Annotated in this window: 25 protein-coding genes and 1 tRNA gene; 15 read left to right on the forward strand and 11 right to left on the reverse strand. The window is 50.0% G+C overall.

Features of this window, described 5'->3' with window-relative positions; genetic code table 11:
- Positions 1-21 precede the first annotated feature (21 nt).
- Positions 22-1,026 carry a CAF17-like 4Fe-4S cluster assembly/insertion protein YgfZ gene (gene ygfZ / locus F463_RS0102595; RefSeq protein ID WP_018985490.1) on the forward strand — a complete coding sequence of 335 codons (1,005 nt, stop codon included), beginning with the start codon at positions 22-24 and terminating at the stop codon, positions 1,024-1,026.
- A gap of 39 nt (positions 1,027-1,065) precedes the next feature.
- Here ygfZ and ftsB read toward each other — a convergent pair whose 3' ends face one another.
- From ftsB to F463_RS0102615, 4 genes are all read right to left on the reverse strand, one after another.
- Positions 1,066-1,506, reverse strand: coding sequence for a cell division protein FtsB (gene ftsB, locus F463_RS0102600; RefSeq protein WP_018985491.1), 441 nt, complete (start codon positions 1,504-1,506; stop codon positions 1,066-1,068).
- A gap of 30 nt (positions 1,507-1,536) precedes the next feature.
- Positions 1,537-2,823, reverse strand: coding sequence for a phosphopyruvate hydratase (gene eno, locus F463_RS0102605; protein WP_018985492.1), 1,287 nt, complete (start codon positions 2,821-2,823; stop codon positions 1,537-1,539).
- A gap of 115 nt (positions 2,824-2,938) precedes the next feature.
- Entirely contained in the window at positions 2,939-3,778 is an 840-nt protein-coding gene (kdsA, locus tag F463_RS0102610) for a 3-deoxy-8-phosphooctulonate synthase (RefSeq protein WP_018985493.1), read from the reverse strand.
- A 17-nt stretch (positions 3,779-3,795) separates the two neighbouring features.
- Positions 3,796-5,436: a CTP synthase gene (locus tag F463_RS0102615; protein ID WP_018985494.1), complete on the reverse strand. Its 1,641-nt coding sequence runs from the start codon at positions 5,434-5,436 to the stop codon at positions 3,796-3,798.
- Between the two features lie 131 nt (positions 5,437-5,567).
- Here F463_RS0102615 and F463_RS0102620 point away from each other — a divergent pair, with 131 nt between their 5' ends.
- Positions 5,568-6,407, forward strand: coding sequence for an NAD(P)H-hydrate dehydratase (locus F463_RS0102620; RefSeq protein WP_026295240.1), 840 nt, complete (start codon positions 5,568-5,570; stop codon positions 6,405-6,407).
- Between the two features lie 8 nt (positions 6,408-6,415).
- Here the strand turns inward: F463_RS0102620 and smpB are convergent, their stop codons facing one another.
- On the reverse strand, positions 6,416-6,871 hold the full coding sequence (smpB, locus tag F463_RS0102625; protein WP_018985496.1) for an SsrA-binding protein SmpB: 456 nt from the start codon (positions 6,869-6,871) through the stop codon (positions 6,416-6,418).
- Between the two features lie 81 nt (positions 6,872-6,952).
- On the opposite strand from smpB, the gene F463_RS0102630 reads away from it, so the two are divergent.
- Together F463_RS0102630 and F463_RS0102635 are read left to right on the forward strand one after the other, a co-directional pair.
- Complete coding sequence (locus F463_RS0102630; RefSeq protein ID WP_018985497.1) at positions 6,953-7,387, forward strand: type II toxin-antitoxin system RatA family toxin; 435 nt, start codon at positions 6,953-6,955, stop codon at positions 7,385-7,387.
- 4 nt (positions 7,388-7,391) lie between these two features.
- Entirely contained in the window at positions 7,392-7,715 is a 324-nt protein-coding gene (locus tag F463_RS0102635) for an RnfH family protein (RefSeq protein WP_018985498.1), read from the forward strand.
- A gap of 14 nt (positions 7,716-7,729) precedes the next feature.
- Here the strand turns inward: F463_RS0102635 and F463_RS0102640 are convergent, their stop codons facing one another.
- A complete protein-coding gene (locus F463_RS0102640; protein WP_018985499.1) occupies positions 7,730-8,206 on the reverse strand; it encodes a DUF4124 domain-containing protein in 477 nt (158 codons plus the stop codon).
- A gap of 141 nt (positions 8,207-8,347) precedes the next feature.
- Here F463_RS0102640 and guaB point away from each other — a divergent pair, with 141 nt between their 5' ends.
- The 11 genes from guaB (at position 8,348) to F463_RS0102690 (ending at position 18,425) form a co-directional block, all read left to right on the forward strand.
- Positions 8,348-9,808, forward strand: coding sequence for an IMP dehydrogenase (guaB, locus tag F463_RS0102645; protein WP_018985500.1), 1,461 nt, complete (start codon positions 8,348-8,350; stop codon positions 9,806-9,808).
- A 117-nt stretch (positions 9,809-9,925) separates the two neighbouring features.
- Positions 9,926-11,533, forward strand: a complete 1,608-nt coding sequence (gene guaA / locus F463_RS0102650) for a glutamine-hydrolyzing GMP synthase (protein ID WP_018985501.1) — start codon at positions 9,926-9,928, stop codon at positions 11,531-11,533.
- Positions 11,534-11,577: 44 nt separating this feature from the next.
- Positions 11,578-12,597, forward strand: a complete 1,020-nt coding sequence (gene trpS / locus F463_RS0102655) for a tryptophan--tRNA ligase (RefSeq protein WP_018985502.1) — start codon at positions 11,578-11,580, stop codon at positions 12,595-12,597.
- 17 nt (positions 12,598-12,614) lie between these two features.
- Positions 12,615-13,112 (forward strand): GreA/GreB family elongation factor, encoded by a 498-nt coding sequence (locus tag F463_RS0102660; protein WP_018985503.1) that lies wholly within the window; start codon positions 12,615-12,617, stop codon positions 13,110-13,112.
- Between the two features lie 12 nt (positions 13,113-13,124).
- Entirely contained in the window at positions 13,125-13,727 is a 603-nt protein-coding gene (locus tag F463_RS0102665) for a nitroreductase family protein (RefSeq protein ID WP_018985504.1), read from the forward strand.
- A 93-nt stretch (positions 13,728-13,820) separates the two neighbouring features.
- Complete coding sequence (locus tag F463_RS0102670) at positions 13,821-15,416, forward strand: ABC-F family ATPase (RefSeq protein ID WP_018985505.1); 1,596 nt, start codon at positions 13,821-13,823, stop codon at positions 15,414-15,416.
- A 119-nt stretch (positions 15,417-15,535) separates the two neighbouring features.
- Entirely contained in the window at positions 15,536-15,985 is a 450-nt protein-coding gene (locus F463_RS0102675; protein WP_018985506.1) for a Spy/CpxP family protein refolding chaperone, read from the forward strand.
- Between the two features lie 81 nt (positions 15,986-16,066).
- Positions 16,067-16,837, forward strand: coding sequence for a response regulator (locus F463_RS0102680; RefSeq protein WP_018985507.1), 771 nt, complete (start codon positions 16,067-16,069; stop codon positions 16,835-16,837).
- 9 nt (positions 16,838-16,846) lie between these two features.
- The gene (locus tag F463_RS14460; RefSeq protein WP_245545110.1) at positions 16,847-18,085 is read left to right on the forward strand and encodes a HAMP domain-containing protein; all 1,239 of its coding nucleotides are present in this window, start codon (positions 16,847-16,849) and stop codon (positions 18,083-18,085) included.
- Entirely contained in the window at positions 18,037-18,234 is a 198-nt protein-coding gene (locus F463_RS15090; RefSeq protein ID WP_245545145.1) for an ATP-binding protein, read from the forward strand. Before F463_RS14460 ends, F463_RS15090 begins: the two co-directional genes overlap by 49 nt.
- A gap of 100 nt (positions 18,235-18,334) precedes the next feature.
- Positions 18,335-18,425 (forward strand) — tRNA-Ser (locus F463_RS0102690).
- A 69-nt stretch (positions 18,426-18,494) separates the two neighbouring features.
- On the opposite strand, the gene F463_RS14030 is transcribed toward F463_RS0102690, so the two are convergent.
- From F463_RS14030 to uvrB, 5 genes are all read right to left on the reverse strand, one after another.
- Positions 18,495-18,869 carry a BLUF domain-containing protein gene (locus F463_RS14030; RefSeq protein WP_169623154.1) on the reverse strand — a complete coding sequence of 125 codons (375 nt, stop codon included), beginning with the start codon at positions 18,867-18,869 and terminating at the stop codon, positions 18,495-18,497.
- A gap of 342 nt (positions 18,870-19,211) precedes the next feature.
- Positions 19,212-19,757 (reverse strand): hypoxanthine-guanine phosphoribosyltransferase, encoded by a 546-nt coding sequence (locus F463_RS0102700; RefSeq protein ID WP_026295241.1) that lies wholly within the window; start codon positions 19,755-19,757, stop codon positions 19,212-19,214.
- A gap of 5 nt (positions 19,758-19,762) precedes the next feature.
- Positions 19,763-20,632: a UTP--glucose-1-phosphate uridylyltransferase GalU gene (gene galU, locus F463_RS0102705; RefSeq protein WP_018985511.1), complete on the reverse strand. Its 870-nt coding sequence runs from the start codon at positions 20,630-20,632 to the stop codon at positions 19,763-19,765.
- A gap of 83 nt (positions 20,633-20,715) precedes the next feature.
- The gene (locus F463_RS0102710; protein WP_018985512.1) at positions 20,716-20,982 is read right to left on the reverse strand and encodes a SemiSWEET transporter; all 267 of its coding nucleotides are present in this window, start codon (positions 20,980-20,982) and stop codon (positions 20,716-20,718) included.
- A complete protein-coding gene (gene uvrB, locus F463_RS0102715; protein WP_018985513.1) occupies positions 20,979-23,012 on the reverse strand; it encodes an excinuclease ABC subunit UvrB in 2,034 nt (677 codons plus the stop codon). Before uvrB ends, F463_RS0102710 begins: the two co-directional genes overlap by 4 nt.
- Between the last annotated feature and the right edge of the window lie 71 nt (positions 23,013-23,083).

Raw genomic sequence — 23,083 nt, forward strand, 5'->3', positions numbered from 1 at the left:
CATCCTCAAGGAATCGCATTTATGTCTAGCATCGCATGGCAACAATTTTTAATCTCCCAGGGAGCGCAGTTTAATGCGCAGGCAGAAGCCTCGTTTGCAGCGCCTGATATTCCGGCACCGGCACAGTTGTTTGATCTGTCTACGCTTGGGATGATTGCAATCAGTGGCGCAGACGCCCTCACCTTTCTGCAAGGCCAATTCACTAATGATATCAAGCAAGTCGGCCAAGCAGCGCAGTTCACAGGCTACTGTACGGCAAAAGGTCGCTTGTTGGCATTGTTTTATGCATTCAGCATGAACGATGTGATCTACCTGCAATGTCCCAGGACATTAATTCCAGACCTGGTCAAACGTTTGCGTATGTTTGTCTTGCGCAGCAAAGTGGTGGTGGAAGACGTCAGTGAGCAATTCGTCATTCTTGGTCTGGCAAGTACCGAGTCAGCCGCGCCTATCCAGCATTTACCATTACATCCGCATGAAACCAGTCAAACAGCACTAGGGACAGTGATCCGGTTAACAGATAGCCATGGCAAACAAAGGGCCCAACTTATCGTGCCTGCAGAGCAAGCAGAACAGGCCTGGAAAACACTGAGTGCATCATTCAGTCCGGCAAGTAGCAGCACATGGGAAGTATTGGATATCCAGGCAGGTATTCCACAAGTGTACCCGGCAACCAAAGAGCAGTTTGTCCCGCAAATGATCAACCTGGATGCATTGAACGGCATCAACTTTAAAAAAGGCTGCTACACCGGCCAGGAAATCGTGGCACGCACGCATTACCTAGGCAAAGTCAAACGCCGTACCCTGCTGGCGCAAGTCGTAGCAGGCGATCAGGCTCCGCAAGCCGGTGACGTGATGCACGATGCCAACCAACAGGAAGCCGGACAACTGGTGCGCGTCGCTCCTGCAACAGACCAGGGCTACTGGGTACTGGCTGAATGCCGTCTCGAAGCGAAAGAAGCTGGCGCGATTACCTGGCAAGGCCAGCCATTACTATTCAAAGAATTACCTTATGCCTTACCATAAAAATAGCGCACAATAAAAAAGGCGCTTGAAGCGCCTTTTTTATTGTGCATGCAGAGTGGGAACCGGTGCAGCAAGGTTTGACTCCAGCGGTTTTCCGGTTGCTAATTTTGGATCCATCTGTTGGCGATCAAGCGGTTTGCCCTCAAGCTGTTTTTCGACTGTAGGCTTGGCTTCCAGTGGTGAAGTAGGCTTATTAGTGACTGGCTGTTTATTCTGTATCACCTGGTAAAACACTTCATCCTGTTTCACCAGCCCGAGCTCGCTACGGGCACGCTCTTCAATCGCCGATTGCCCCTGTTTCAGGTCACGCACCTCGGCTCGTAGTGTTTCATTGCGTTGCCGGTAGTACTCATTGCGTTTTTCGTGCGTTTCGATCTGCTGGGAATATTGCCAGACCCGCAACCAACCACCCTTGCCCAGCCACAATGGATATTGCAGCAGGGCAATCAGGACTACAAATACGACCGTCAGTTTACGCACATTCGCCTATGCCAATTCAATGCACCAGACTTACTTGAATAACTGGTAGAAAGCAGACAAGCCAGCATAGCTGGTTGCATCGCCCAGTTCTTCTTCAATACGCAGCAACTGGTTGTACTTGGCTACGCGCTCGGAACGGCACAATGAACCGGTCTTGATCTGCAACGCGTTGGTGGCGACAGAGATATCAGCAATCGTTGTATCTTCAGTCTCACCAGAACGATGTGAAACGACAGCGGTGTAGTTTGCACGTTTAGCCATTTCGATAGTCTGGAAGGTTTCGGTCAAGGTACCAATCTGGTTCACCTTGATCAGCACTGAGTTGGCAGCGCCCTTCTGGATGCCTTCACGCAGGATTTTAGGGTTAGTCACAAACAGGTCGTCACCCACCAGCTGCGTGGTTTTACCCAGGCGTTTGGTCAGGATATCCCAGCCCTCCCAGTCAAACTCACTCATCCCGTCTTCAATAGTAATGATGGGGTATTTGTCAGCCAATGTCGCCAGGTAATCTGAAAACTGTTGTGAAGTCAGCGATGCACCCTCTGACTCCAGATGGTATTTACCATCCTTGTAAAACTCGGTACTGGCGCAATCCAGGCCCAGGTAGATGTCTTTGCCTGGCTCATAACCCGCAGCTTCAATCGATTCCATGATCAATTGCAGGGCAGATTCATTGGATGGCAGGTTAGGCGCAAAACCGCCTTCATCACCTACGGTAGTAGCCAAGCCCTTGGCATGCAGGGTTTTCTTCAAGGCATGGAACACTTCTGCACCTGCGCGCAGGGCCTCACGAAAAGTTGGCAAACCAGCTGGCACAATCATGAACTCTTGAATATCTACGGAGTTGTCCGCATGTGCACCACCGTTGATGATGTTCATCATCGGCGTAGGCAACTGCATGAACGCGGAACCGCCCAGATAGCGATACAACGGCAGGCCACTCTCTTCAGCTGCGGCACGGGCACAAGCCATGGACACGCCAAGTATTGCATTCGCGCCCAGGCGGTCCTTGTTTTCTGTGCCGTCCAGCTCAATCAGCGTTTTATCAATAAAACTTTGCTCTTCAGCATCTAGGCCAATGATCGCTTCAGTGATTTCAGTATTGACGTTTTCAACCGCATTCAATACACCCTTACCTAAATAACGGCTTTTATCGCCGTCACGCAGTTCAACCGCTTCTTTAGTGCCTGTGGAAGCGCCAGAAGGCACAGCCGCACGACCAATCACACCGCTTTCCAGCAATACGTCCACTTCAACCGTCGGGTTGCCGCGTGAATCCATAATTTCGCGGGCGATAATATCTACAATAGCGCTCATTTATTTTCCTTTTTAAGTCAAATTCAAAAACGTTTTTTAGCCGCCGATCAACGCAATTGTTTTTATACAGTCTGCATTTATCTGTGTATAACGGCGGTGGAAAGAATTTAGTTTTTTACAATGTTTGTTCTGCAAAACCGGCACGCTTAACCAGTTTGTCGAGGTCGACCAGCAGATGCAGTAAATCTTCCATTTTGCCTAATGGCCAGGCGTTAGGACCGTCCGACAAGGCTTTGCTTGGATCCGGATGCGTTTCCATAAAGACGCCTGCGATACCGCTGGCGACGGCTGCGCGCGCCAACACTGGTACGAACTCACGTTGGCCACCACTTTTCTCGCCCTGCCCGCCTGGTTGCTGTACCGAGTGAGTGGCATCAAACACCACCGGGCAGTTGGTTTCGCGCATAATGGCCAGGCCGCGCATATCAGAGACCAGCGTGTTGTAACCAAAAGAAGCACCACGCTCGCACACCATGATATTGTCAGCCCCCCCGTTGGCTTCTTTGGCCTTGTTGACCACCTGCTTCATGTCTCCGGGAGCCAAAAATTGGCCCTTTTTGATATTCACAGGCTTGCCGGATTGTGCACAGGCAACAATAAAGTCAGTCTGGCGGCACAGGAAAGCCGGCGTTTGTAACACATCCACCACGGCCGCCACGTGCGGCACTTGCTCTTCGGTGTGTACATCGGTCAGGATAGGGACGCCAATTTGCGCACGTACTTCGTCCAGAATTTTCAGACCCTCTTCCATGCCAAAGCCACGGAAGGTTTTAGTCGAGCTACGGTTGGCTTTGTCGTATGAAGACTTATAAATAAACGGTACGCCAACATGTGCCGCCATTTCTTTCAACTGACCAGCCGTATCAATGGCCATCTGTTTGGACTCAATGACGCAAGGACCCGCAATTAAAAACAACGGATGCTCCAGACCTACGTCAAAACCACATAATTTCATGAATATTCCTTAATTTATTAGGCGCTATTTTTAGACGCTTTTTGTGCCAGTGCTGCTTGCACATAGGCTTTAAATAAAGGGTGGCCACTACGTGGATTTGAGGTGAATTCCGGGTGGAACTGGCAGGCCACGAACCAGGGATGCACGGATTGAGGCAATTCAATCATCTCACACAGCTCTTCACGAGGCGTGCGCGCAGAAATCACCAGGCCAGCCGCTTTCAGCTGGTCTACGTAATGGTTATTGACTTCATAGCGGTGACGGTGGCGCTCGTTCACTTCGCTGCCGTAAATGCTGGCGGCCAAGGTGTTCGGCACAATCGGACAGCTTTGTGCGCCCAAGCGCATGGTGCCGCCAAGATCCGAGTTCTCGTCACGCTTTTCGATCTTGCCAGAAGCATCTTGCCATTCATCAATCAGACCAATCAATTTATGCTCGGCTTTAGGGTTGAATTCGGTACTATTGGCATCCTTGAGGCCCGCCACATTGCGTGCATACTCAATCACGGCCAATTGCATGCCTAAGCAGATGCCGAGGTAAGGCACCTTGTGTTCACGTGCAAAGCGAATCGCTTCAATTTTGCCCTCGGTTCCGCGCACACCAAACCCGCCGGGGATCAGGATCGCATCCATGTCCTTGAGTGCATCTGTGCCCTTTTTCTCGATATCTTCACTGTCTATGTAGTGAATCTTCACCTTGGACTCAGTATGAATACCGGCATGGATCAAGGCTTCAGTCAGTGATTTATAAGACTCGGTCAGGTCTACATACTTACCGACAAAAGCAATATCGACGATCTCTTTAGGATTAGCCTGGGCATGAGTGATTTTTTGCCAGGCAGACAAATCGGCCGCTTTAGCCAAGATATTCAACTTATGACAAACAATCTCATCCAGCATTTGTGCGTGCAACAGACCGGGGATTTTATAAATGGAATCACTGTCGATTGCGGTAATCACAGCCTCGTAAGCCACATTGGTAAACAAGGCAATCTTGCGCTTTTCATCTTCTGGAATTTCGCGCTCTGCACGGCACATCAGGATATCTGGCTGGATACCAATTTCACGCAACTCTTTCACCGAGTGCTGGGTGGGCTTGGTTTTAAGCTCCCCTGCTGTTGGAATCCAGGGCAGCAAGGTCAAGTGAATATAGCAGGCATTATTTCTGCCTTCTTCAATCCCCATCTGGCGGATGGCTTCAAGGAACGGTAAGGACTCAATGTCGCCCACTGTGCCGCCAACTTCTACAATTGCCACATCGGCGCCTTCGGCACCACGTTTCACGTGTGCTTTAATCTCATCGGTAATATGTGGAATCACCTGTACGGTTTTACCCAAATATTCGCCACGACGCTCTTTCTTGATCACGGTTTCATAAATCTGACCGGTCGTGAAGTTATTGCGCTTCGACATCTTGCTACTGATAAAACGCTCATAATGGCCAAGATCCAGATCAGTTTCTGCGCCATCATCAGTCACAAACACTTCACCGTGCTGAAACGGGGACATGGTACCGGGGTCAACGTTGATATAAGGGTCTAGCTTAAGCATGGTCACTTTAATACCACGCGATTCGAGAATAGCGCCAAGACTGGCGGCTGCGATACCTTTTCCAAGAGAAGAAACAACACCGCCGGTTACGAATACATATTTGGTCATGGATAAGGTACTTTGAGATTGTTACAGACGGGAGAACATTTTACCGTAAAGCCCCCTCGCCCACAATGAACGCAATGGAGAATTTCTGTGGAAGACTCGCCAATCCAGCCTGCCAAGCATACAATTCAGGCATGATTACTTATGAATCCAATGCCCCTTCACTATGGCAATCACTGCTACCAAAACCCGACGCAACCAGCCATAAGTATAGCCGCGGTTACGTATTGATATACGGCGGCTACCCAACAACAGGCGCAGCAAGACTAGCTGCATTTGCAGCCGCGAGGACCGGGGCAGGCATGACTGCGATTGCCGTCCCCGAGATCGCCTTAGCGATTTATGCCAGCCATCTACTGAGCATCATGGCCAAGCCATATTCAACAGCAGCGCAATTAGACGCGCTGATCACTGATAAAAGGGTGGGCGCTTTTTTAATTGGTCCGGGTGCAGGTGTAACCGAAGAAACTCAGCACAGCACAATCGCGATGTTACGCACAGAAAATCCTGTCGTGATTGATGCAGATGCGTTGACCGTATTTGCAAAACAGGCCACGCTTCTGAAGACTTCAATAGTAGCGCCCTGCATCCTGACGCCGCACGACGGCGAATTTGAACGCATGTTTGGCACCTCCCCTGGCAGCCAACTCCATGAGCGTATTCAGCATACCTTATGGGCAGCAGCACAAACGGGCGCAGTCGTGTTACTAAAAGGCGCACAAACGGTAATTGCCTCGCCCAATGGCCGTGTGATTGTCAATGAACACGCGCCTGCCACATTGGCAACTGCTGGGGCAGGAGATGTATTGGCCGGCATCATTACCGGCCTGCTGGCGCAAGGCATGCCAGCGCTGGAGGCCGCCGCAACTGGCTGTTGGATACATAGTGAAGCAGCGAGAATGTTCGGGATTGGACTGATTGCGGAGGATATTCCGGAATATATCCCGGCAGTGCTAGCGCAGTTGATGGCCTAAAAGGCCTTTTATCGCTCGCGCGCCTTGTTTTTGAGCAACTGGCTTTGCTCGCGCTTCCAGTCTTTTTCGCGCTCAACATCACGCTTATCATGCTGTTTTTTGCCTTTGGCCAGGCCAATCTGCACCTTGATACGGCCACGCGTAAAATGCATATCTAGCGGCACGATTGTATAGCCGGAGCGCTCAACTTTACCAATCAGCTTGGCAATTTCTTCATTGTGCAGCAACAATTTACGCGTACGAATCGCATCAGGGCGGACATGGGTAGACGCCGAACCTAGTGGCGTGATGTGACAGCCTATCAGGTAAATTTCGCCGCGCATGATGACCACATAGGCCTCTTTCAAGTTAATGCGGTTGTCGCGAATGGCTTTGACTTCCCATCCCTCGAGCACAATACCGGCCTCGTATTTTTCTTCGATAAAGTAGTCAAAAAACGCTTTTTTATTTTGCGCGATGGTCATAACGCTGGTGTGCAAGCTTAAATCACTTAAAATAGCATTTTAACCCAAAACCCCGCTTCATTCCGGTACGATTGATTCTCCATGGCACAAGTAGAAAAAACCGTTTTAGTGATGCATTCCTGCGCAACCATGTTTCAACTGGTAGACGCGGTGGAAGATTACCCAAGTTTTTTGCCGTGGTGCGGCGGCAGTGAGCTGATTGAACGCACGGAGGAAATCACACAGGCCACCATCCACATACGCTACCACGGGTTGCAACAACATTTTACGACGCGCAATCACAAACAGTTTCCCAACCGTATGGACATTACGCTGGTAGATGGGCCTTTCAAGCAACTGACCGGTCACTGGCACTTCACCGCTTTGCGGGAGGACGCCTGCAAAATTGAGTTCAAACTGGAATATGTGTTTGCCAACAGCCTGGTAGAACGCATCATTTCGCCGGTATTCAGCCATATCGCCAACACCTTTGTCGATAGCTTTGTGAAGCAGGCCGACAAACTGCTCTTGAAATAAGCACATGCAGCCAGTCAAGCCTGACACCATCACAGTGGAAGTTGCCTACGCCCTACCCCATGTGCAAAGCCTTATCACATTGCAGGTCGCGCAAGGGACGACCGCCCTGCAAGCGATCTTGCAATCAGGGATTCTGGAAAAACATCAGGAAATTTCCTTAGCAACAATCACTTTGGGAATCTTTGGCACGAAAGTCTCAGCCGATAGGCTTTTGCAGGCAATGGATCGTGTGGAGATTTATCGGCCACTGCGAGCAAATCCCAAGGAAGCCAGACGGCAGCGCATTGCTGCCAAAAATGGGAAACTTAAAACAAAACAATTAAAGTGATTGACGCGTTTGGGTTACTCAGGTGGACAATTTTCGTCAATCTCCTGCTGCGCCCGCGCCAACCCCTCCCTGATCTGGTCATCAGTTAAAAATTCCCTCTGCCCTTCTTCATTGACATTTTGCATACGGCCACCTACCGCATAATTGCGGTAATTACTACGCGCAGCAGCACAATTTTGGGCTTTCTGGCGTTCCTGCATCGCTTTCAAAGCCTCGGCTTCCGGGGAGGGAGTGACTGCTTCACGATTTTCCACAGGCTTCTTGTTGGCGGGTACGGTGTCCTCATGCTGATATGCATCGGAGCGTGTCAACGGAATATCATTGGGCACAGTGGCTGCCTTGATTTTTTGCGTACCTGTCCCCGTGTTTTTGGGGGGCACATCCGAATAATTCATGACGCCTTTTTCATCACGCCATTTATAAATTTCAGCCCCTGCTGACTGAATGCAACACAGTGCCAACGCCAACAGCAGCTTTAAAGTCATTTTCATCAATCTTTTCCATCCGCACTTACGAAAACATCCATGCATAAACCATGCCAAACATCTTCACATCCCTAGCAAAAAATGCAAAACGCTTTGTCAAGGCAAAGTGAAATCGGTATAATTATATTTTGGAGATAAGGAATTCACATGCGTTTGTTGCAACAAGCTCTTACCTTTGATGACGTTTTACTCGTTCCCGCCCATTCGAATGTGATGCCTCGTGAGGTCAACCTCAGTACCAAGCTGACAAAAAGCATCACTTTAAATATTCCACTGTTATCTGCGGCGATGGACACCGTCACCGAAGCACGCATGGCCATTGCACTGGCGCAATTGGGCGGCATGGGCATTATTCATAAAAACATGTCGGTAGAGATGCAGGCATCCCGCGTTTCGCGCGTAAAACGTTTTGAGTCTGGCGTCGTCATTGACCCTGTCACTATCCACCCTGCCATGAGCGTGCGTGAAGTGATGGACATCACCAAACAACAAAAAATCTCTGGCCTGCCTGTTTTGCAAGATGGCAAAGTCGTTGGCATCGTCACTAACCGTGACCTGCGCTTTGAAACCAACCTGGATCAAGCAGTTAGCAATGTGATGACGCCGCAAGACCGCTTGGTCACCGTGCGCGAAGGTGCCAGCCGCGAAGAAATCATGGGCTTGCTGCATAAACACCGTTTGGAACGTTTGCTGGTGGTTGGCGAAAACTACGAACTCAAAGGCCTGATTACCGTTAAAGATATACAGAAATCATCAGACCACCCTTTGGCCTGTAAAGATGAAAAAGGCCGCTTGCGCGTAGGTGCTGCCGTGGGTGTGGGTGATGGTACCGATGAACGCATTGCCGCCCTGGTTGAAGCGGGCGTGGATGCAATTGTCGTTGACACCGCACACGGACACTCCCAAGGCGTGCTTGACCGCGTTAAATGGGCTAAAACCCGTTATCCTAAACTGCAGGTGATTGGTGGCAATATCGCTACGGCTGAAGCTGCACTCGCGCTGGTTGACCATGGGGCTGACTGCGTTAAGGTGGGTATTGGCCCTGGCTCTATCTGTACTACCCGGATTGTGGCTGGCGTTGGCGTACCGCAAATTACTGCCATCAGCAATGTGGCAAAAGCGCTGGAAAAATCTGGCATACCCTTTATCGCCGACGGTGGCATCCGCTTCTCAGGCGACATTTCCAAAGCCATTGCTGCCGGCGCCTATAATGTGATGCTTGGCGGCATGTTTGCCGGGACCGAAGAAGCGCCTGGCGAGGTTGAACTGTATCAGGGCCGCTCTTATAAGTCTTACCGCGGCATGGGCTCGATTGGCGCCATGCAAAAAGGCTCTTCTGACCGGTACTTCCAGGACAATACCGCCAATGCTGACAAACTGGTGCCAGAAGGCATTGAAGGCCGCGTGCCTTACAAAGGCAGTGTCGTGGCTGTGATTCACCAGTTAATGGGTGGCCTGCGTGCCTCTATGGGTTATGTTGGCTGCTCTACCATTGAAGAGATGCGTAACAAGGCTGAATTTGTACAGATCACCAGTGCTGGCATGCGTGAGTCTCATGTGCATGATGTGCAGATTACCAAAGAAGCACCGAATTACCGTATTGATTAACACGTATTGAAAAACGCAACTTAATCTATTTTAATCCAAGCCACAGAGGACACCGAGATCACAGAGAAAAGCCTTCTCTAAGACTCTGTGTCCTCTGTGCACTCTGTGGCTAAACAAATGTCTCATTCAAAAATCCTGATTCTAGATTTCGGCTCCCAGGTCACCCAACTGATTGCACGCCGTGTGCGCGAAGCGCATGTGTATTGCGAAATTCATCCTTGTGATGTTTCAGATGAATTTGTACGTAACTTTGGTGCCGATGGCATCGTATTAAGCGGCAGTCATGCCAGCGTTTATGAAGAAGAAACAGACAAAGCACCACAAGCAGTATTTGAACTTGGTGTACCGGTCTTAGGCATCTGCTATGGCATGCAAACCATGGCGCAGCAACTGGGCGGCAAGGTGGAAGCTGGTCACAAACGTGAATTCGGCTATGCCCAGGTACGCGCACGGGGCCACTCTGCCCTGTTCCGAGATATCCAAGATGCGACTAATGCTGAAGGTCACGGCCTGATTGATGTATGGATGAGTCACGGCGATAAAGTCACCGAGTTGCCACAAGGTTTTAAAGTGATTGCCAGCAATGAGACTACGCCTATTGCGGCAATGGCTGATGAAGATCGCCGTTTTTATGCTGTACAGTTCCACCCGGAAGTGACACATACTAAACAAGGCCAGGCCATGTTGGAACGCTTTGTACTGGAAATTTGCGGCGCAAAAGCGGACTGGATCATGGGTGACTATATCACCGAAGCCGTGGCAAAGATCAAGGCTCAAGTTGGCGACGAAGAAGTGATTTTGGGCTTGTCTGGTGGTGTGGATTCATCTGTGGCTGCCGCTTTGATTCACCGTGCCATTGGTGACCAGCTCACCTGTGTGTTTGTTGACCACGGCCTGTTGCGCCTCAATGAAGGCGACATGGTCATGGACATGTTCGCCGGCCGCTTACATGCCAACGTGATCCGTGTGGATGCCACAGAACAGTTTATGGGTAAACTGGCGGGAGTGAGCGACCCGGAAGCCAAACGCAAGATTATCGGTGCCGAATTTGTTGAAGTATTTAAAGCCGAAGCCGCTAAACTCAAAGCCAGTGGCGCAGGTCACAAAGGCGCTACTTTCCTCGCCCAAGGTACCATTTATCCTGATGTGATTGAATCCGGCGGTGCCAAGTCTAAAAAAGCCGTCACCATCAAGAGCCACCACAACGTTGGCGGCCTGCCTGAGCAGTTAGGTCTGAAGCTGCTCGAGCCGCTGCGTGACCTGTTCAAGGACGAAGTACGCGAGCTTGGCGTCGCGTTAGGTTTGCCGCGCGAGATGGTTTACCGTCACCCCTTCCCCGGTCCAGGCCTGGGCGTGCGCATCCTCGGCGAAGTCAAACGCGAATATGCCTTATTGCTGCAACGCGCCGATGCCATCTTTATTGAAGAGTTACGTAATACGGTAGACGCAGCCACCGGTAAAACCTGGTATGACCTGACCAGTCAGGCTTTTACCGTATTCCTGCCAGTGAAATCAGTGGGCGTGATGGGCGATGGCCGTACCTATGACTATGTGGTTGCGTTGCGCGCGGTCGTGACCAGCGATTTTATGACCGCTCACTGGGCAGAATTACCTTACAGCCTGCTGGGCAAAGTCTCCAACCGCATTATTAACGAAGTACGCGGCATCAACCGGGTTGTGTATGACATTTCCGGCAAACCTCCGGCTACCATTGAGTGGGAATAACTTTAATTCATTTAGCAATCTCATTTAATTAAGAGAACAAGACGATGAGCACAAAATCCATTATCCTCACCGGCGATCGCCCAACTGGCCCGTTACATCTTGGGCATTTTGTCGGCAGTTTGCGCAACCGTGTCAAATACCAGCATGAATACAAGCAATATGTGATGCTGGCCGATGCACAAGCACTGACCGATAACATGGATGATATTGATAAAGTGCACCGGAACGTGGTGGAAGTGGCGCTGGATTACCTGGCGGTGGGCATAGACCCTAAACTGTCGACAATTTTCATCCAGTCACAAGTACCTGAGCTGACTGAACTGGCGTTTTACTACCTGAACCTGGTGACCGTGGCGCGCCTGGAACGCAACCCGACCGTCAAGGAAGAAATCCGCCTGCGTGATTTTGAGCGCGATATTCCCGCTGGTTTCCTCACTTATCCTGTGAGCCAGGCGGCGGACATTACTGCGTTTAAAGCGACACTGGTGCCGGTTGGCGAAGACCAGATTCCGATGATTGAGCAAACCAACGAGATTGTACGCCGCTTCAATCGCACCTATAAAAATGCGAGCACCAAACAGGAGATCCTGGTCGAAACCAAGGCCCTGGTGCCAGAATTAGGCCGTCTGCCAGGCATTGATGGCAAAGCCAAAATGAGTAAGTCTCTGGGTAACGTGATAAATCTCGGTGCGACAGCGGATGAAGTGACCAAGGCGGTAAAACGCGTCTATACCGACCCGTTGCACCTCAAGATTGAGGATCCTGGCCATGTCGAAGGCAATATCGCATTTACCTACCTGGACGCATTTGATACGGATAAAGACGCTGTGGCCGAACTGAAAGCACACTACACCCGCGGTGGTCTGGCAGACAGCATTGTCAAAAAACGCCTGGAAGCGGTATTGCAGGAAATGCTGGAACCTATCCGCACACGTAGAGCCGAACTGGCTGATGACAAAGGCTATATCCTGCAATTGCTGCGTGAAGGTACAGAGCAAGCCCGCGAAGTCGCTGCACAAACCATGAGTGAGGTCCGCGCAGCCTTGGGCCTGACCTATTTTTAGGCGAAATTAAACACAACATGAGTCGCGGATTTGTAAAAGAGGATGATCTGGAGCTGGCAGGAACAGACCTGCCTGAACGCCCAATCAGCCCGCATGCAAACTATGTGACGCCTGACGGCTTGCAACAATTACAACAATCTGTCAAGACACTGGAAACGCAGCGTCACGAATTTACCGCGCGCAAGGAAGACCCTAACGCGCAGCAAAAGCTGGCTGAGATAGACCGCGACTTGCGTTACCTGATTGCCAGGCTGGAGTCGGCCCAGTTGGTGGACCCCTCGCAGCAACCGCGTCATACCGTGCTCTTTGGCGCGACAGTCACTGTCGAGGACGAAGAAGGCGAACAACAGTCGTTCAAAATTGTCGGGGAAGATGAAGCCGACATCGCGCAACATAAAGTCAGTTATGTCTCCCCACTGGCTAAAGCATTGCTAGGCCGTAAAGTTGGCGACAGCACACTATGGCAACGACCGGCTGGGGCAATGCAGCTGGACATTTTAACCATTGAATATTGAATTAAAGGCATCATGAACGTATCACAAGCCATACAGGAACGCCGTTCGATCAAAGCGTACGATCCCAGTCATCGCATGACAGAAGCTGAAATACAGCAACTGTTGTCATTGGCGATGCTATCACCCACCGCTTTCAACATTCAGCACTGGCGTTTTGTGGTCGTGACTGATCCGGTGTTACGTCACCAGATTCGTGCAGTCAGCTGGAACCAGGCACAAGTCACAGATGCTTCGCTGTTGATTATCCTGACAGCAGACTTAAAAGCATGGGAAAAAGATCCGGCGCGTTATTGGGTCAATGCCCCGCAACAGGTAAGTGACTACCTGGTCAAGGCGATACATGACTACTATACCGATCACCCACAAGCTGAGCGCGACGAGGGTATGCGTTCATGCGGTATGGCGGCTATGGCCCTTATGCTGGCTGCCAAGGAAATGGGCTACGACACTTGCCCTATGGATGGTTTTGATTTTGATGCAGTGGCAAAACTCATCAACCTGCCTGCAGACCATGTACCAGTGATGTTTGTGGTAGTGGGCAAAGCCCTGGAAGAAGCCAAACCTCGCGGTGGCCAGTTACCCATGAATGAAGTCGTGATTTACAACACATTTTAATCATCGCCGCTTATGAATGATGGCCTTTTGCAGGCTTACTAAGAAATATTTTCCCTGCGTTAATGCGCAGCAAAACTTTTAAGAAGGTTGTTCATGTTAATTGCAAACAATATCACCATGCAGTTTGGCTCTAAGCCCCTGTTTGAAAACGTGTCTGTCAAGTTTGGTGACGGTAATCGTTATGGCTTGATTGGTGCCAACGGCTGTGGCAAATCCACATTTATGAAGATACTGGCAGGCGTACTCGAGCCTACTAGCGGCAACGTCAGCCTGGACCCTAACGAGCGTATGGCCTTCCTGAAACAGGACCAGTTTGCTTACGAAGACCAGCGTGTGCTGGATGTGGTAATGATGGGTCACGAGCAAATGTGGAATGCGATGAAAGAGCGTGACGCTATTTATGCCAACCTCGAAGCCACTGAAGATGACTACATGCGTGCAGCAGAGCTTGAAGGCGTGTTTGCCGAGTATGACGGCTATACAGCTGAAGCGCGTGCAGGCGAGCTGTTACTGGGCGTCGGCATTCCTATTGAGCAGCATAACGGTCTCATGAGCGCTGTAGCGCCTGGCTGGAAGCTGCGCGTATTGCTGGTGCAGGCCTTATTTGCCAATCCAGACGTGTTATTGCTGGATGAACCAACCAACAACCTCGACATCAATACCATCCGCTGGCTGGAAGACGTAGTCAATAATCGTGACTGCACCATGGTCATCATTTCGCATGACCGCCACTTCCTGAATCAGGTCTGTACGCATACCTGCGACATGGATTACGGCAAAATTACTTCCTACCCTGGCAACTATGACGACTATATGGAAGCGAGCATTGCAGCCCGTAACCAGCAAGCCAAGGATAACGCCAAGGCCAAGCAACAGATTGCCGACTTGCAGGACTTTGTACGCCGTTTCTCTGCCAACGCGTCTAAAGCAAAACAGGCCACCAGCCGTGCCAAGCAGATCGAAAAAATCAAGGTTGAAGAATTCAAGCCTTCCAGCCGTCAGTATCCATTTATCCGCTTTGAATTTGACGACAGGGAAAAGCTGCACCGTAATGCCGTAGAACTCAAAAAACTGGGTCACGGTTTTGATAAACCACTATTCAACAATGTCGAAATGATTTTCGAAGCCGGGGAAAAAGTCGCCATTATTGGTGAAAACGGCATCGGTAAAACAACCTTCCTGCGCTGCTTAGCTGGTGATTTGCAACCTAAGCATGGCGAAGTGAAATGGGCAGAAAAAGCCAAGCTTGGCTATTTTGCGCAAGACCATGAATACGAGTTTGAAAAAGGTGAAGACCTGTTCGAGTGGATGACCGCGCAGCGCCAGCAAGGGGATGATGACAACACTGTGCGCAGCATGTTGGGCCGTTTGCTGTTCCCGACTGAAGCGACCAAGAAGTCCGTCAAAGTCCTCTCCGGTGGTGAAAAAGGCCGTATGCTGTATGGCAAGCTGATGTTGGCCAAAACCAATGTATTGTTGATGGATGAACCAACTAACCACATGGATATGGAGTCTATCGAAGCGCTAAACACCGCGTTGGATAAATACAAAGGGACCTTGTTCTTTGTCAGCCACGACCGTGAATTCGTCAGCTCGATCGCCACGCGTATTATTGAAATCAAGGCCGATGGCATTGTCGACTTTACAGGTAATTACGAGGACTACCTCGCCAGCCAAGGCATCGCATAATCTCACTAATCAGCGATACATTCCGTTACACAGCCAGTATGATCAGACAAACACCCGATACATTCGGGTGTTTTGATGTCACCATTGCAATGTTGCAATGATGATTGAAAGGAAACATCATGAAACTGAAAAAACTGGCATTGGCAGGACTTCTGGTATTGGTGTGTGGCACCGCTTTTGCTGAGCATGGCCCGGGTTGCGGTAAAGGCAAATTTGATCATGCAAAATGGCAGGAACACCGCCTAGAGCATTTTGAAAAACACCAGGACAAATTGCACACGATTTTGCAATTAAGTAACGCACAGGAAGCTGCCTGGAAGACTTATCAGGCACAAATCAAACCTCAGGATAAAGCTGAACATCCTGACGTCGCAGAGCTGAATAAACTCAATACCCTACAACGCCTGGACAAAATGGAAGCTTGGGATAAAGAGCGTGATTTGCGTCAAGCTGAGCGAGCCAAAGCGATTCGTACTTTCTATGCGCAATTGAACGATGCACAGAAAAAAGCCTTTGATGAAAATGCATTTCCCCAGCATCCCCGTCATGACAAACCACATCACGAATAAACCACGTTGGTTTGATAAATACAACCGGCCACAACGGCCGGTTTTTGTGCTCAAATACTCAATTTAAAGCCAGAGATTTTTATGAATGACGGCCATTCCGAGACACATGTACTGGTAGTAGACGACGATGATGCGATTCGTGACCTGTTGTGTGATTTTCTGCAGGACAATCAGCTGAACACCCATCAGGCAGCCAATCATGCACAAATGTGGCTGGCCTTGCAGCAACAAACACCAGACGTGATCATTCTCGATATCAATATGCCGCAACGCAACGGCATAGAACTGTGCCGAGAGCTGCGTGAATCTCCCAAGTATCGCCTGCTGCCCATTATCATGTTGACAGCACGCACCAGCTCCCTGGATACCATCATGGGCCTGGAAACCGGGGCTGATGACTACGTAGCCAAACCTTTTGAGCCCCTGGAACTCTTGTCCCGCATCCGTAGTGTGATTCGCCGCTCTCGCATGCAATCAGACTATCACGCCGGCAAAAAAGCCAGTGATGACGCGGTTGACAGTGGCATTCTGCGTGTCATTGAGTTTAACGAGTGGAAACTGGATATCCAAAACCGCACCTTGATAGACCAGAGCAATACCAGCATTCCGCTCTCCAATGCCGAGTTTAAATTCCTGCGCTACATGTTGTTACATGCCAACCGCACCTTGAGCCGTGATCAACTTATGGAAGAAATGCATGGACGTGAAGCCGGACCATTTGACAGATCAATAGACTTACAGATCAGTAGGTTAAGACAGAAACTTGAAGTGGATAGTAAGAATCCATCCATGATCAAAACATTGCGTAATGAAGGTTATTTACTCACCGCTGATGTCCGCTACCTTAAATAAGAGCAATCCATGATTAAAAAATTATTGGGCGCAATGTCGGTCCGCATCTTCCTCATTGCTATCATCGGTATCCTGCTGACAGCTACCGTGGTCAGCATGTTGGGACAACGCGACTTCCGCGAAAACGAGACACGCATGCGCGACCAGTTTGCCTTTGACCGAATTGAAAGCATGATCCGCATCCTGGAAGCGACCGTCCCCGAAAAACGTGCCGAGATACAAGACGTATTCAAGCGCATGGGCAGTCATGTCACCATCGGCGTACAACCACCACAAAATGCGCCTGTGCTGCCAGCGGAACTCGCCAACCTCAACAACCTGTTGGTGCCAGAAGTCGCAGATTTGATCAGCCTGTCGAAACCCAGCCATTGCGCACCACGCAGAGGTCCGCCACCGCCACCCCCTTCTGCGTTTGGCAGCCCGCCGCCTCCACGCCCGCACGGTCAGTGCCTGGCAATCTATACGCATTTAGAAGACAGCACGCCCATATTGATTGAAGTGCATTATGGCAGCCATCGTCCGCCAGGCGGACCGCCACACGAACGCAACCCAATGGCTATCTTGCTCGCATTGCTTGGGCTGATCAGCATTATCTGGGCGGTGGCTTATGTTGCGACCCAGCCCTTGCGCAAACTGGCAAATGCGGCGCTGCAACTGGCACATAACATTGAGCATCCGCCTTTAGCAGAAAACGAAGGCTCAACCGAAGTACGCCATGCTGCTAAAGCCTTTAACGAAATGCAACGCAGCATCCTCAAGCATATCCAGGAGCGAGGTTTTATTCTCGGTGCGATTGCGCACGACCTGCAACCCCCCCTCACCCGTTTACGGCTAAGGCTGGAAAAAGTCAAAGACCAGGAACTCAAGCAAGGCCTGATCAAAGACCTGACTGCCACACAGGAAATGGTCCGTGAGGGCCTGGACTTTGCCAGGTTATGTGGCGAGAACATCCATAAAAGCAAAATTGACCTGACAGCGCTGGCCACGGCTGTATGTGATGATTTTGAAGAAGCTGGGGTTACTATCGAGAGCCAATTATCCACGCAATCAATCACGATATGGGGTTCTGCACACTTGCTCACTCGTTGCCTGACCAATTTACTGAATAACGCCACCGCGTATGCGAAAACACCAAAGCTCTCTCTCTCTACGCTGAGGACAAACAAGTCATTTGCATCATTTCCGACGATGGCCCTGGCATCCCTGAGCAGGAACTTAGCAACGTACTGGAACCGTTCCGCAGGGTAGAAGACTCGCGCTCGCGTCAGACAGGCGGCACCGGGCTGGGTCTTTCAATTGCGCGGATGATTGTTGAAAAGCATGGCGGCAAGCTATCATTAAGCAACAAGCCACTGCCCGCTACAGGCCTGGTGGTTGAAATCAGGCTACCACTGTAATCACGCCAATCGAGATAGATTTTTGTTGAATGGCATAGGGGCCACAGTGTAGACTAGCGCCCTTGCCGAAGCTTGTGTTTACCGGCGCAAGACAGCATCAGGAGAAGTGGCAGAGCTGGTTGAATGTACCTGACTCGAAATCAGGCATACGTGAGAGCGTATCGGGGGTTCGAATCCCCCCTTCTCCGCCAGACATCAAAAAGTAGTTAAATCTTGGATTAAGCTTCTGTTTAAACACAATGTACATGGAGAGTAGTCAATTACTCAACATCCAGTCGGCTGATCGTTTGCTTAAAGGTATCGACTGAAAAATCAGCGGCGGAGATGCAGCTTTCAATATCAATTTCATTGTCACTTATATCAATGTAGCCCATTCCCCATTCATCATATAACCTGCCTTCCTGATGACCCGTCAGTACCACAATGATGTTTTTGTGGCGTTTATCGCGCTGAATGTTATGCCATAGCACATCAACAGTTTCTTCCTCCCCTTCAAAGTATTGGGTGAAATTGAGCCCATCAAATAACAATACCCCTGTAATGCCATGAATACTGTTCTCTGTTCTGGCCGTTCTGACAATAGCGGGGACAGCCATCACGTCGTAATGCTCCTGGTTCAGAACACTTGTGTACAAAACAAATTTCATTGGCAGCCTTTAGTTTTTTTGATGTTTTAGGATAGTAGCAGTTTTGCGCAAAGCAATTGTAATAAATCTACTGAACATTCCATCTAGTTGTAAGGCGCTATTTGATAGCACACAGGAATTGAGTAGGAATGCTGCCGTTTTACAGATGTCGATGGAGTTGATTTTGGCATTACCCGAAATAGCTGGCTATCGGGGACACGGGCAGCAATATTGAAAAAAGTATTTTTCCGTCGCGCAAGACTTAAATTTAGACAGACATAGCAATAGCTGCTCATGATGACTAAGATACCCCACTGTGAGCAGTCATGGCAGTTGATAAAGTAAGAAGCGCTAGGTGAGTGCGCGGATTTCTGGCAAGTTCCGCCACCAGCCATACACGTCCATGCCACAACCAAATACGTAGCGGTTTGGCACTATCAGGCCCACCACATCCGCCTGTAAGGGTTTTTGCAGGCCATTATCTTTTTCTGTGAGTACAGCCGTCACAACTTGGAGGGCACCCGCTTCACGGCAATACTGCACGACAGCCGCCAATGTGACCCCTTCGTCGAGAATATCATCAAGCACAATCACTGTTTGCCCGGCAAGGTCCAGCTCAGGCTGTTTGCTCCAGACAATTTCATGACCCGCTGTTCCCTGGTAACGGTTGGCTTGCAAATAATCAAGCCGGGCTGGTAACGACAAGCGGCTCATCAGCTGCCCAGCCAGATATAGCCCGCCACGCATGACGCATAGCAGCACAACAGATTCTGCATTCACGTTCTGTTGCAATTGGATAGCCATGCGGTTGATGGCGGCATTGACTTCCGATGCTGTAAACACGACATCAGAATGCGCCATCCAGAATGATGGCGCCTGGTTCTGGGGTGCGGACATAAGGATTAGACGTTGAGTGTTTTCAGGTAAGCTCTAAAGCTATCTGCAATTTCCGGATGTTTCAGTGCCAGCTCAACGTTTGCCTGCATAAAGCCCAGCTTGCTGCCGCAATCATAACGCTTACCTTTGTAACGATAGGCTTTTACCTTTTCATATTGCATAAGGGCGGAAATACCGTCAGTGAGTTGAATCTCGCCGCCCTTGCCTGGTTTAACATGTTCCAGGCAATCAAAAATACGTGGACTCAGCACATACCGGCCTACCACTGCCAGGTTAGAAGGCGCCTCTTCCGGTTTTGGTTTTTCCACCATGCCCTTAACTTCAAGCAGGTCATCCGTTTCTGCAATTGCATCCACTACCCCATAGCTGCTCGTTTCTTCAGGAGCCACTGTTTCAATCCCCAGAATGGAGCACTGATGTTGATCATACACATCAACCATTTGCTTGGTGATGGAGACATCACCACACAACAGGTCATCCGCCAGCAACACGGCAAAGGGCTCATCACCCACCACTGGTTTGGCACATAACACCGCATGCCCCAAACCCAGGGCTTGCGACTGGCGGATAAACACGCAGCTCACACCTTTAGGCAAAATGCTGTGCACGATGTCCAGCAGCTTTTGTTTGCCTGCCGCTTCGAGCTCGGCTTCCAGTTCATAGGCCTTATCAAAATGGTCGGCAATCGAGCGTTTATTACGTCCAGTGATAAAAATCAGCTCAGTCGCGCCAGCGGCAATGGCTTCTTCAGCGGCGTATTGAATCAGCGGTTTATCCACGACAGGCAGCATTTCCTTGGGACTGGCTTTGGTCGCCGGTAAAAAACGCGTACCAAGTCCAGCTACAGGGAAGACTGCTTTTGTAATTTTTTTCATGGTCGTATCCTAAAAATTAAAAGTAATTATAAAAAATATGCGGGCAGTCATATAACTAAAATATCATTCGATAGTCATCTGACTTAAATTATAAATATAGATTTCAATTTTAATAAAAGAACTGTGCTGGCGAGAATCGCCGTGATTGCATTTGCAATAATCACTGGCCAATCCTGGATCAAAATGCCGTAGATAAACCAAAGCACCACACCTGTGGTAAAAATGAGGTACATGGGCAAGGAAATTCCGCTTAAATCCCGGGTACGCCAAGACTGGATTACTTGTGGCACGAATGCAAGCGTTGTGCAAACGGCTGCCACTGAGCCAATACAGGTATTCAACACACTCATTTCAAATCTTCTACTTCGGCACCAAATGCCTGTAACTTAAGTTTTTTCAACTGGTCGCGATATTGGGCTGCCTTCTCGAACTCCAGGTTCTTGGCCGCATCGTGCATGGCTTTTTCGATGCGCTTGAGTTCTTTGGTCAGCGCCTTCTCGCTCATGCTTTCATAGGTCGCTTGCTCTTGCGCGGCCTTACGCTCACGCTGTGCTTCGTCTTTATCATAAACGCCTTCAATAATATCCTTGATGCGCTTGGTCACACCTTTAGGGGTGATGCCATGCTCGGCGTTAAACGCCAGCTGAATTTTACGTCTGCGATCCGCTTCATCCATGGCCAGCTTCATGCTGCGCGTGATGCTATTGGCATAAAAAATCACCTTGCCGTTCAAGTTACGAGCCGCCCGCCCTGCTGTCTGGATCAATGAGCGCTCGGAGCGGAGAAAACCTTCTTTATCCGCATCCAGCACAGCCACCAGCGAGACTTCTGGGATATCCAGGCCCTCACGCAGCAGGTTAATCCCCACTAGCACATCAAATTCGCCCAAGCGCAAATCACGGATAATTTCAACGCGTTCTACCGTATCGATATCACTGTGTAAGTAACGCACCTTCACACCATGTTCGCTTAGGTAATCCGTCAGGTCTTCAGCCATACGCTTGGTGAGCGTAGTCGCCAGCACGCGTTCGCCGACTTCTACACGCAACTTGATCTCGCCAAGCAAGTCATCTACCTGGGTATCAGCCGGTTTCACGGTGATTTCAGGATCCACCAATCCGGTGGGGCGCGCAATCATCTCCACCACTTGCTGCTGATGCTCTTTTTCATAATTAGCGGGGGTGGCAGAGACAAAAACGCATTGCCGCATGATGCGCTCAAACTCTTCAAACTTAAGTGGCCGGTTATCCATGGCCGACGGCAGGCGCCAGCCATAATCCACCAGGTTTGCCTTGCGTGAACGGTCACCCAGATACATGCCCCCAATTTGCGGGACTGTGACATGGCTCTCGTCAATGATCATCAGCGCCTGTTCTGGCAGGTAATCAATCAGCGTCGGCGGTGGATCACCCGGGTTGCGACCGGTCAGATGACGGCTATAGTTTTCAATGCCCTTGCAAAAGCCGATTTCATTGAGCATTTCGAGGTCAAACCGGGTACGCTGCTCTATGCGCTGCGCTTCTACCAGTTTATTTTCACTCAGGAAAAAACTCACGCGTTGGCGCAGTTCTTCCTTAATCGTCTCCATCGCACGCACAGTGGCTTCTCGCGCAGTCACATAATGGCTGGAAGGAAAAATACGGAAGTTGTGAATCTTGTTAAACACCTGGCCCGTGAGCGGATCAAACAGCTGTATCGTGTCGATTTCATCATCAAACAGGCTGATACGCACGGCGGTTTCACTGTTTTCTGAAGGAAACACATCAATAATATCGCCACGCACGCGGAAGCAACCGCGGCCAAAGTCAAAATCATTGCGGTCGTATTGCATGGCAATCAGGTGCGCCACAATGTCTTTTTGCGAGATCTTTTTACCCTGATGGATATGCAGGACCATGCCATGGTATTCCCCAGGGTCACCAATACCATAAATCGCCGACACCGTTGCCACGATCACGGCATCTTCACGTTCCAGCAAGGCTTTGGTCGCAGACAAACGCATCTGCTCAATATGGTCGTTAATGCTGGAATCTTTTTCGATAAACAGGTCGCGCGAAGGCACATAGGCTTCGGGCTGGTAGTAGTCATAGTAGCTCACAAAATACTCGACCGCATTATTGGGGAAAAACTCCCTGAACTCGCTGTAAAGCTGTGCGGCCAGTGTCTTGTTGGGTGCCATGACAATCGCTGGTTTACCTGTACGGGCAATCACGTTAGCCATGGTGTAGGTTTTGCCGGAGCCAGTGACTCCCAGCAGGGTCTGAAACTTCAAGCCGTCATGAATGCCCTGCGTCAATTTTTCAATCGCTTGCGGCTGGTCACCAGCAGGCGGAAAAGGCTGGTGCAATTCATATTTACTGCCAGGGAAAGTGACGATCACGAAAACAATCTGGAAACAAGAATAGTATGAGCTCTATTTTAACTGTTTTTGCCATCTCAGGCGTATGATTT

The sequence above is a fragment of the Methylophilus methylotrophus DSM 46235 = ATCC 53528 genome, assembly GCF_000378225.1.
In the GTDB taxonomy this organism is placed as follows: domain Bacteria; phylum Pseudomonadota; class Gammaproteobacteria; order Burkholderiales; family Methylophilaceae; genus Methylophilus; species Methylophilus methylotrophus.

Excerpts from the sequence above, each read along its gene's own strand:
- ygfZ (WP_018985490.1), top strand. The coding sequence starts at position 22 with ATGTCTAGCATCGCATGGCAACAATTTTTAATCTCCCAGGGAGCGCAG.
- eno (WP_018985492.1), bottom strand. The coding sequence starts at position 2,823 with ATGAGCGCTATTGTAGATATTATCGCCCGCGAAATTATGGATTCACGC.
- kdsA (WP_018985493.1), bottom strand. The coding sequence starts at position 3,778 with ATGAAATTATGTGGTTTTGACGTAGGTCTGGAGCATCCGTTGTTTTTA.
- F463_RS0102615 (WP_018985494.1), bottom strand. The coding sequence starts at position 5,436 with ATGACCAAATATGTATTCGTAACCGGCGGTGTTGTTTCTTCTCTTGGA.
- F463_RS0102620 (WP_026295240.1), top strand. The coding sequence starts at position 5,568 with ATGATTACTTATGAATCCAATGCCCCTTCACTATGGCAATCACTGCTA.
- smpB (WP_018985496.1), bottom strand. The coding sequence starts at position 6,871 with ATGACCATCGCGCAAAATAAAAAAGCGTTTTTTGACTACTTTATCGAA.
- F463_RS0102630 (WP_018985497.1), top strand. The coding sequence starts at position 6,953 with ATGGCACAAGTAGAAAAAACCGTTTTAGTGATGCATTCCTGCGCAACC.
- F463_RS0102635 (WP_018985498.1), top strand. The coding sequence starts at position 7,392 with ATGCAGCCAGTCAAGCCTGACACCATCACAGTGGAAGTTGCCTACGCC.
- F463_RS0102640 (WP_018985499.1), bottom strand. The coding sequence starts at position 8,206 with ATGAAAATGACTTTAAAGCTGCTGTTGGCGTTGGCACTGTGTTGCATT.
- guaB (WP_018985500.1), top strand. The coding sequence starts at position 8,348 with ATGCGTTTGTTGCAACAAGCTCTTACCTTTGATGACGTTTTACTCGTT.
- guaA (WP_018985501.1), top strand. The coding sequence starts at position 9,926 with ATGTCTCATTCAAAAATCCTGATTCTAGATTTCGGCTCCCAGGTCACC.
- trpS (WP_018985502.1), top strand. The coding sequence starts at position 11,578 with ATGAGCACAAAATCCATTATCCTCACCGGCGATCGCCCAACTGGCCCG.
- F463_RS0102660 (WP_018985503.1), top strand. The coding sequence starts at position 12,615 with ATGAGTCGCGGATTTGTAAAAGAGGATGATCTGGAGCTGGCAGGAACA.
- F463_RS0102665 (WP_018985504.1), top strand. The coding sequence starts at position 13,125 with ATGAACGTATCACAAGCCATACAGGAACGCCGTTCGATCAAAGCGTAC.
- F463_RS0102670 (WP_018985505.1), top strand. The coding sequence starts at position 13,821 with ATGTTAATTGCAAACAATATCACCATGCAGTTTGGCTCTAAGCCCCTG.
- F463_RS0102675 (WP_018985506.1), top strand. The coding sequence starts at position 15,536 with ATGAAACTGAAAAAACTGGCATTGGCAGGACTTCTGGTATTGGTGTGT.
- F463_RS0102680 (WP_018985507.1), top strand. The coding sequence starts at position 16,067 with ATGAATGACGGCCATTCCGAGACACATGTACTGGTAGTAGACGACGAT.
- F463_RS14460 (WP_245545110.1), top strand. The coding sequence starts at position 16,847 with ATGATTAAAAAATTATTGGGCGCAATGTCGGTCCGCATCTTCCTCATT.
- F463_RS0102700 (WP_026295241.1), bottom strand. The coding sequence starts at position 19,757 with ATGTCCGCACCCCAGAACCAGGCGCCATCATTCTGGATGGCGCATTCT.
- galU (WP_018985511.1), bottom strand. The coding sequence starts at position 20,632 with ATGAAAAAAATTACAAAAGCAGTCTTCCCTGTAGCTGGACTTGGTACG.
- F463_RS0102710 (WP_018985512.1), bottom strand. The coding sequence starts at position 20,982 with ATGAGTGTGTTGAATACCTGTATTGGCTCAGTGGCAGCCGTTTGCACA.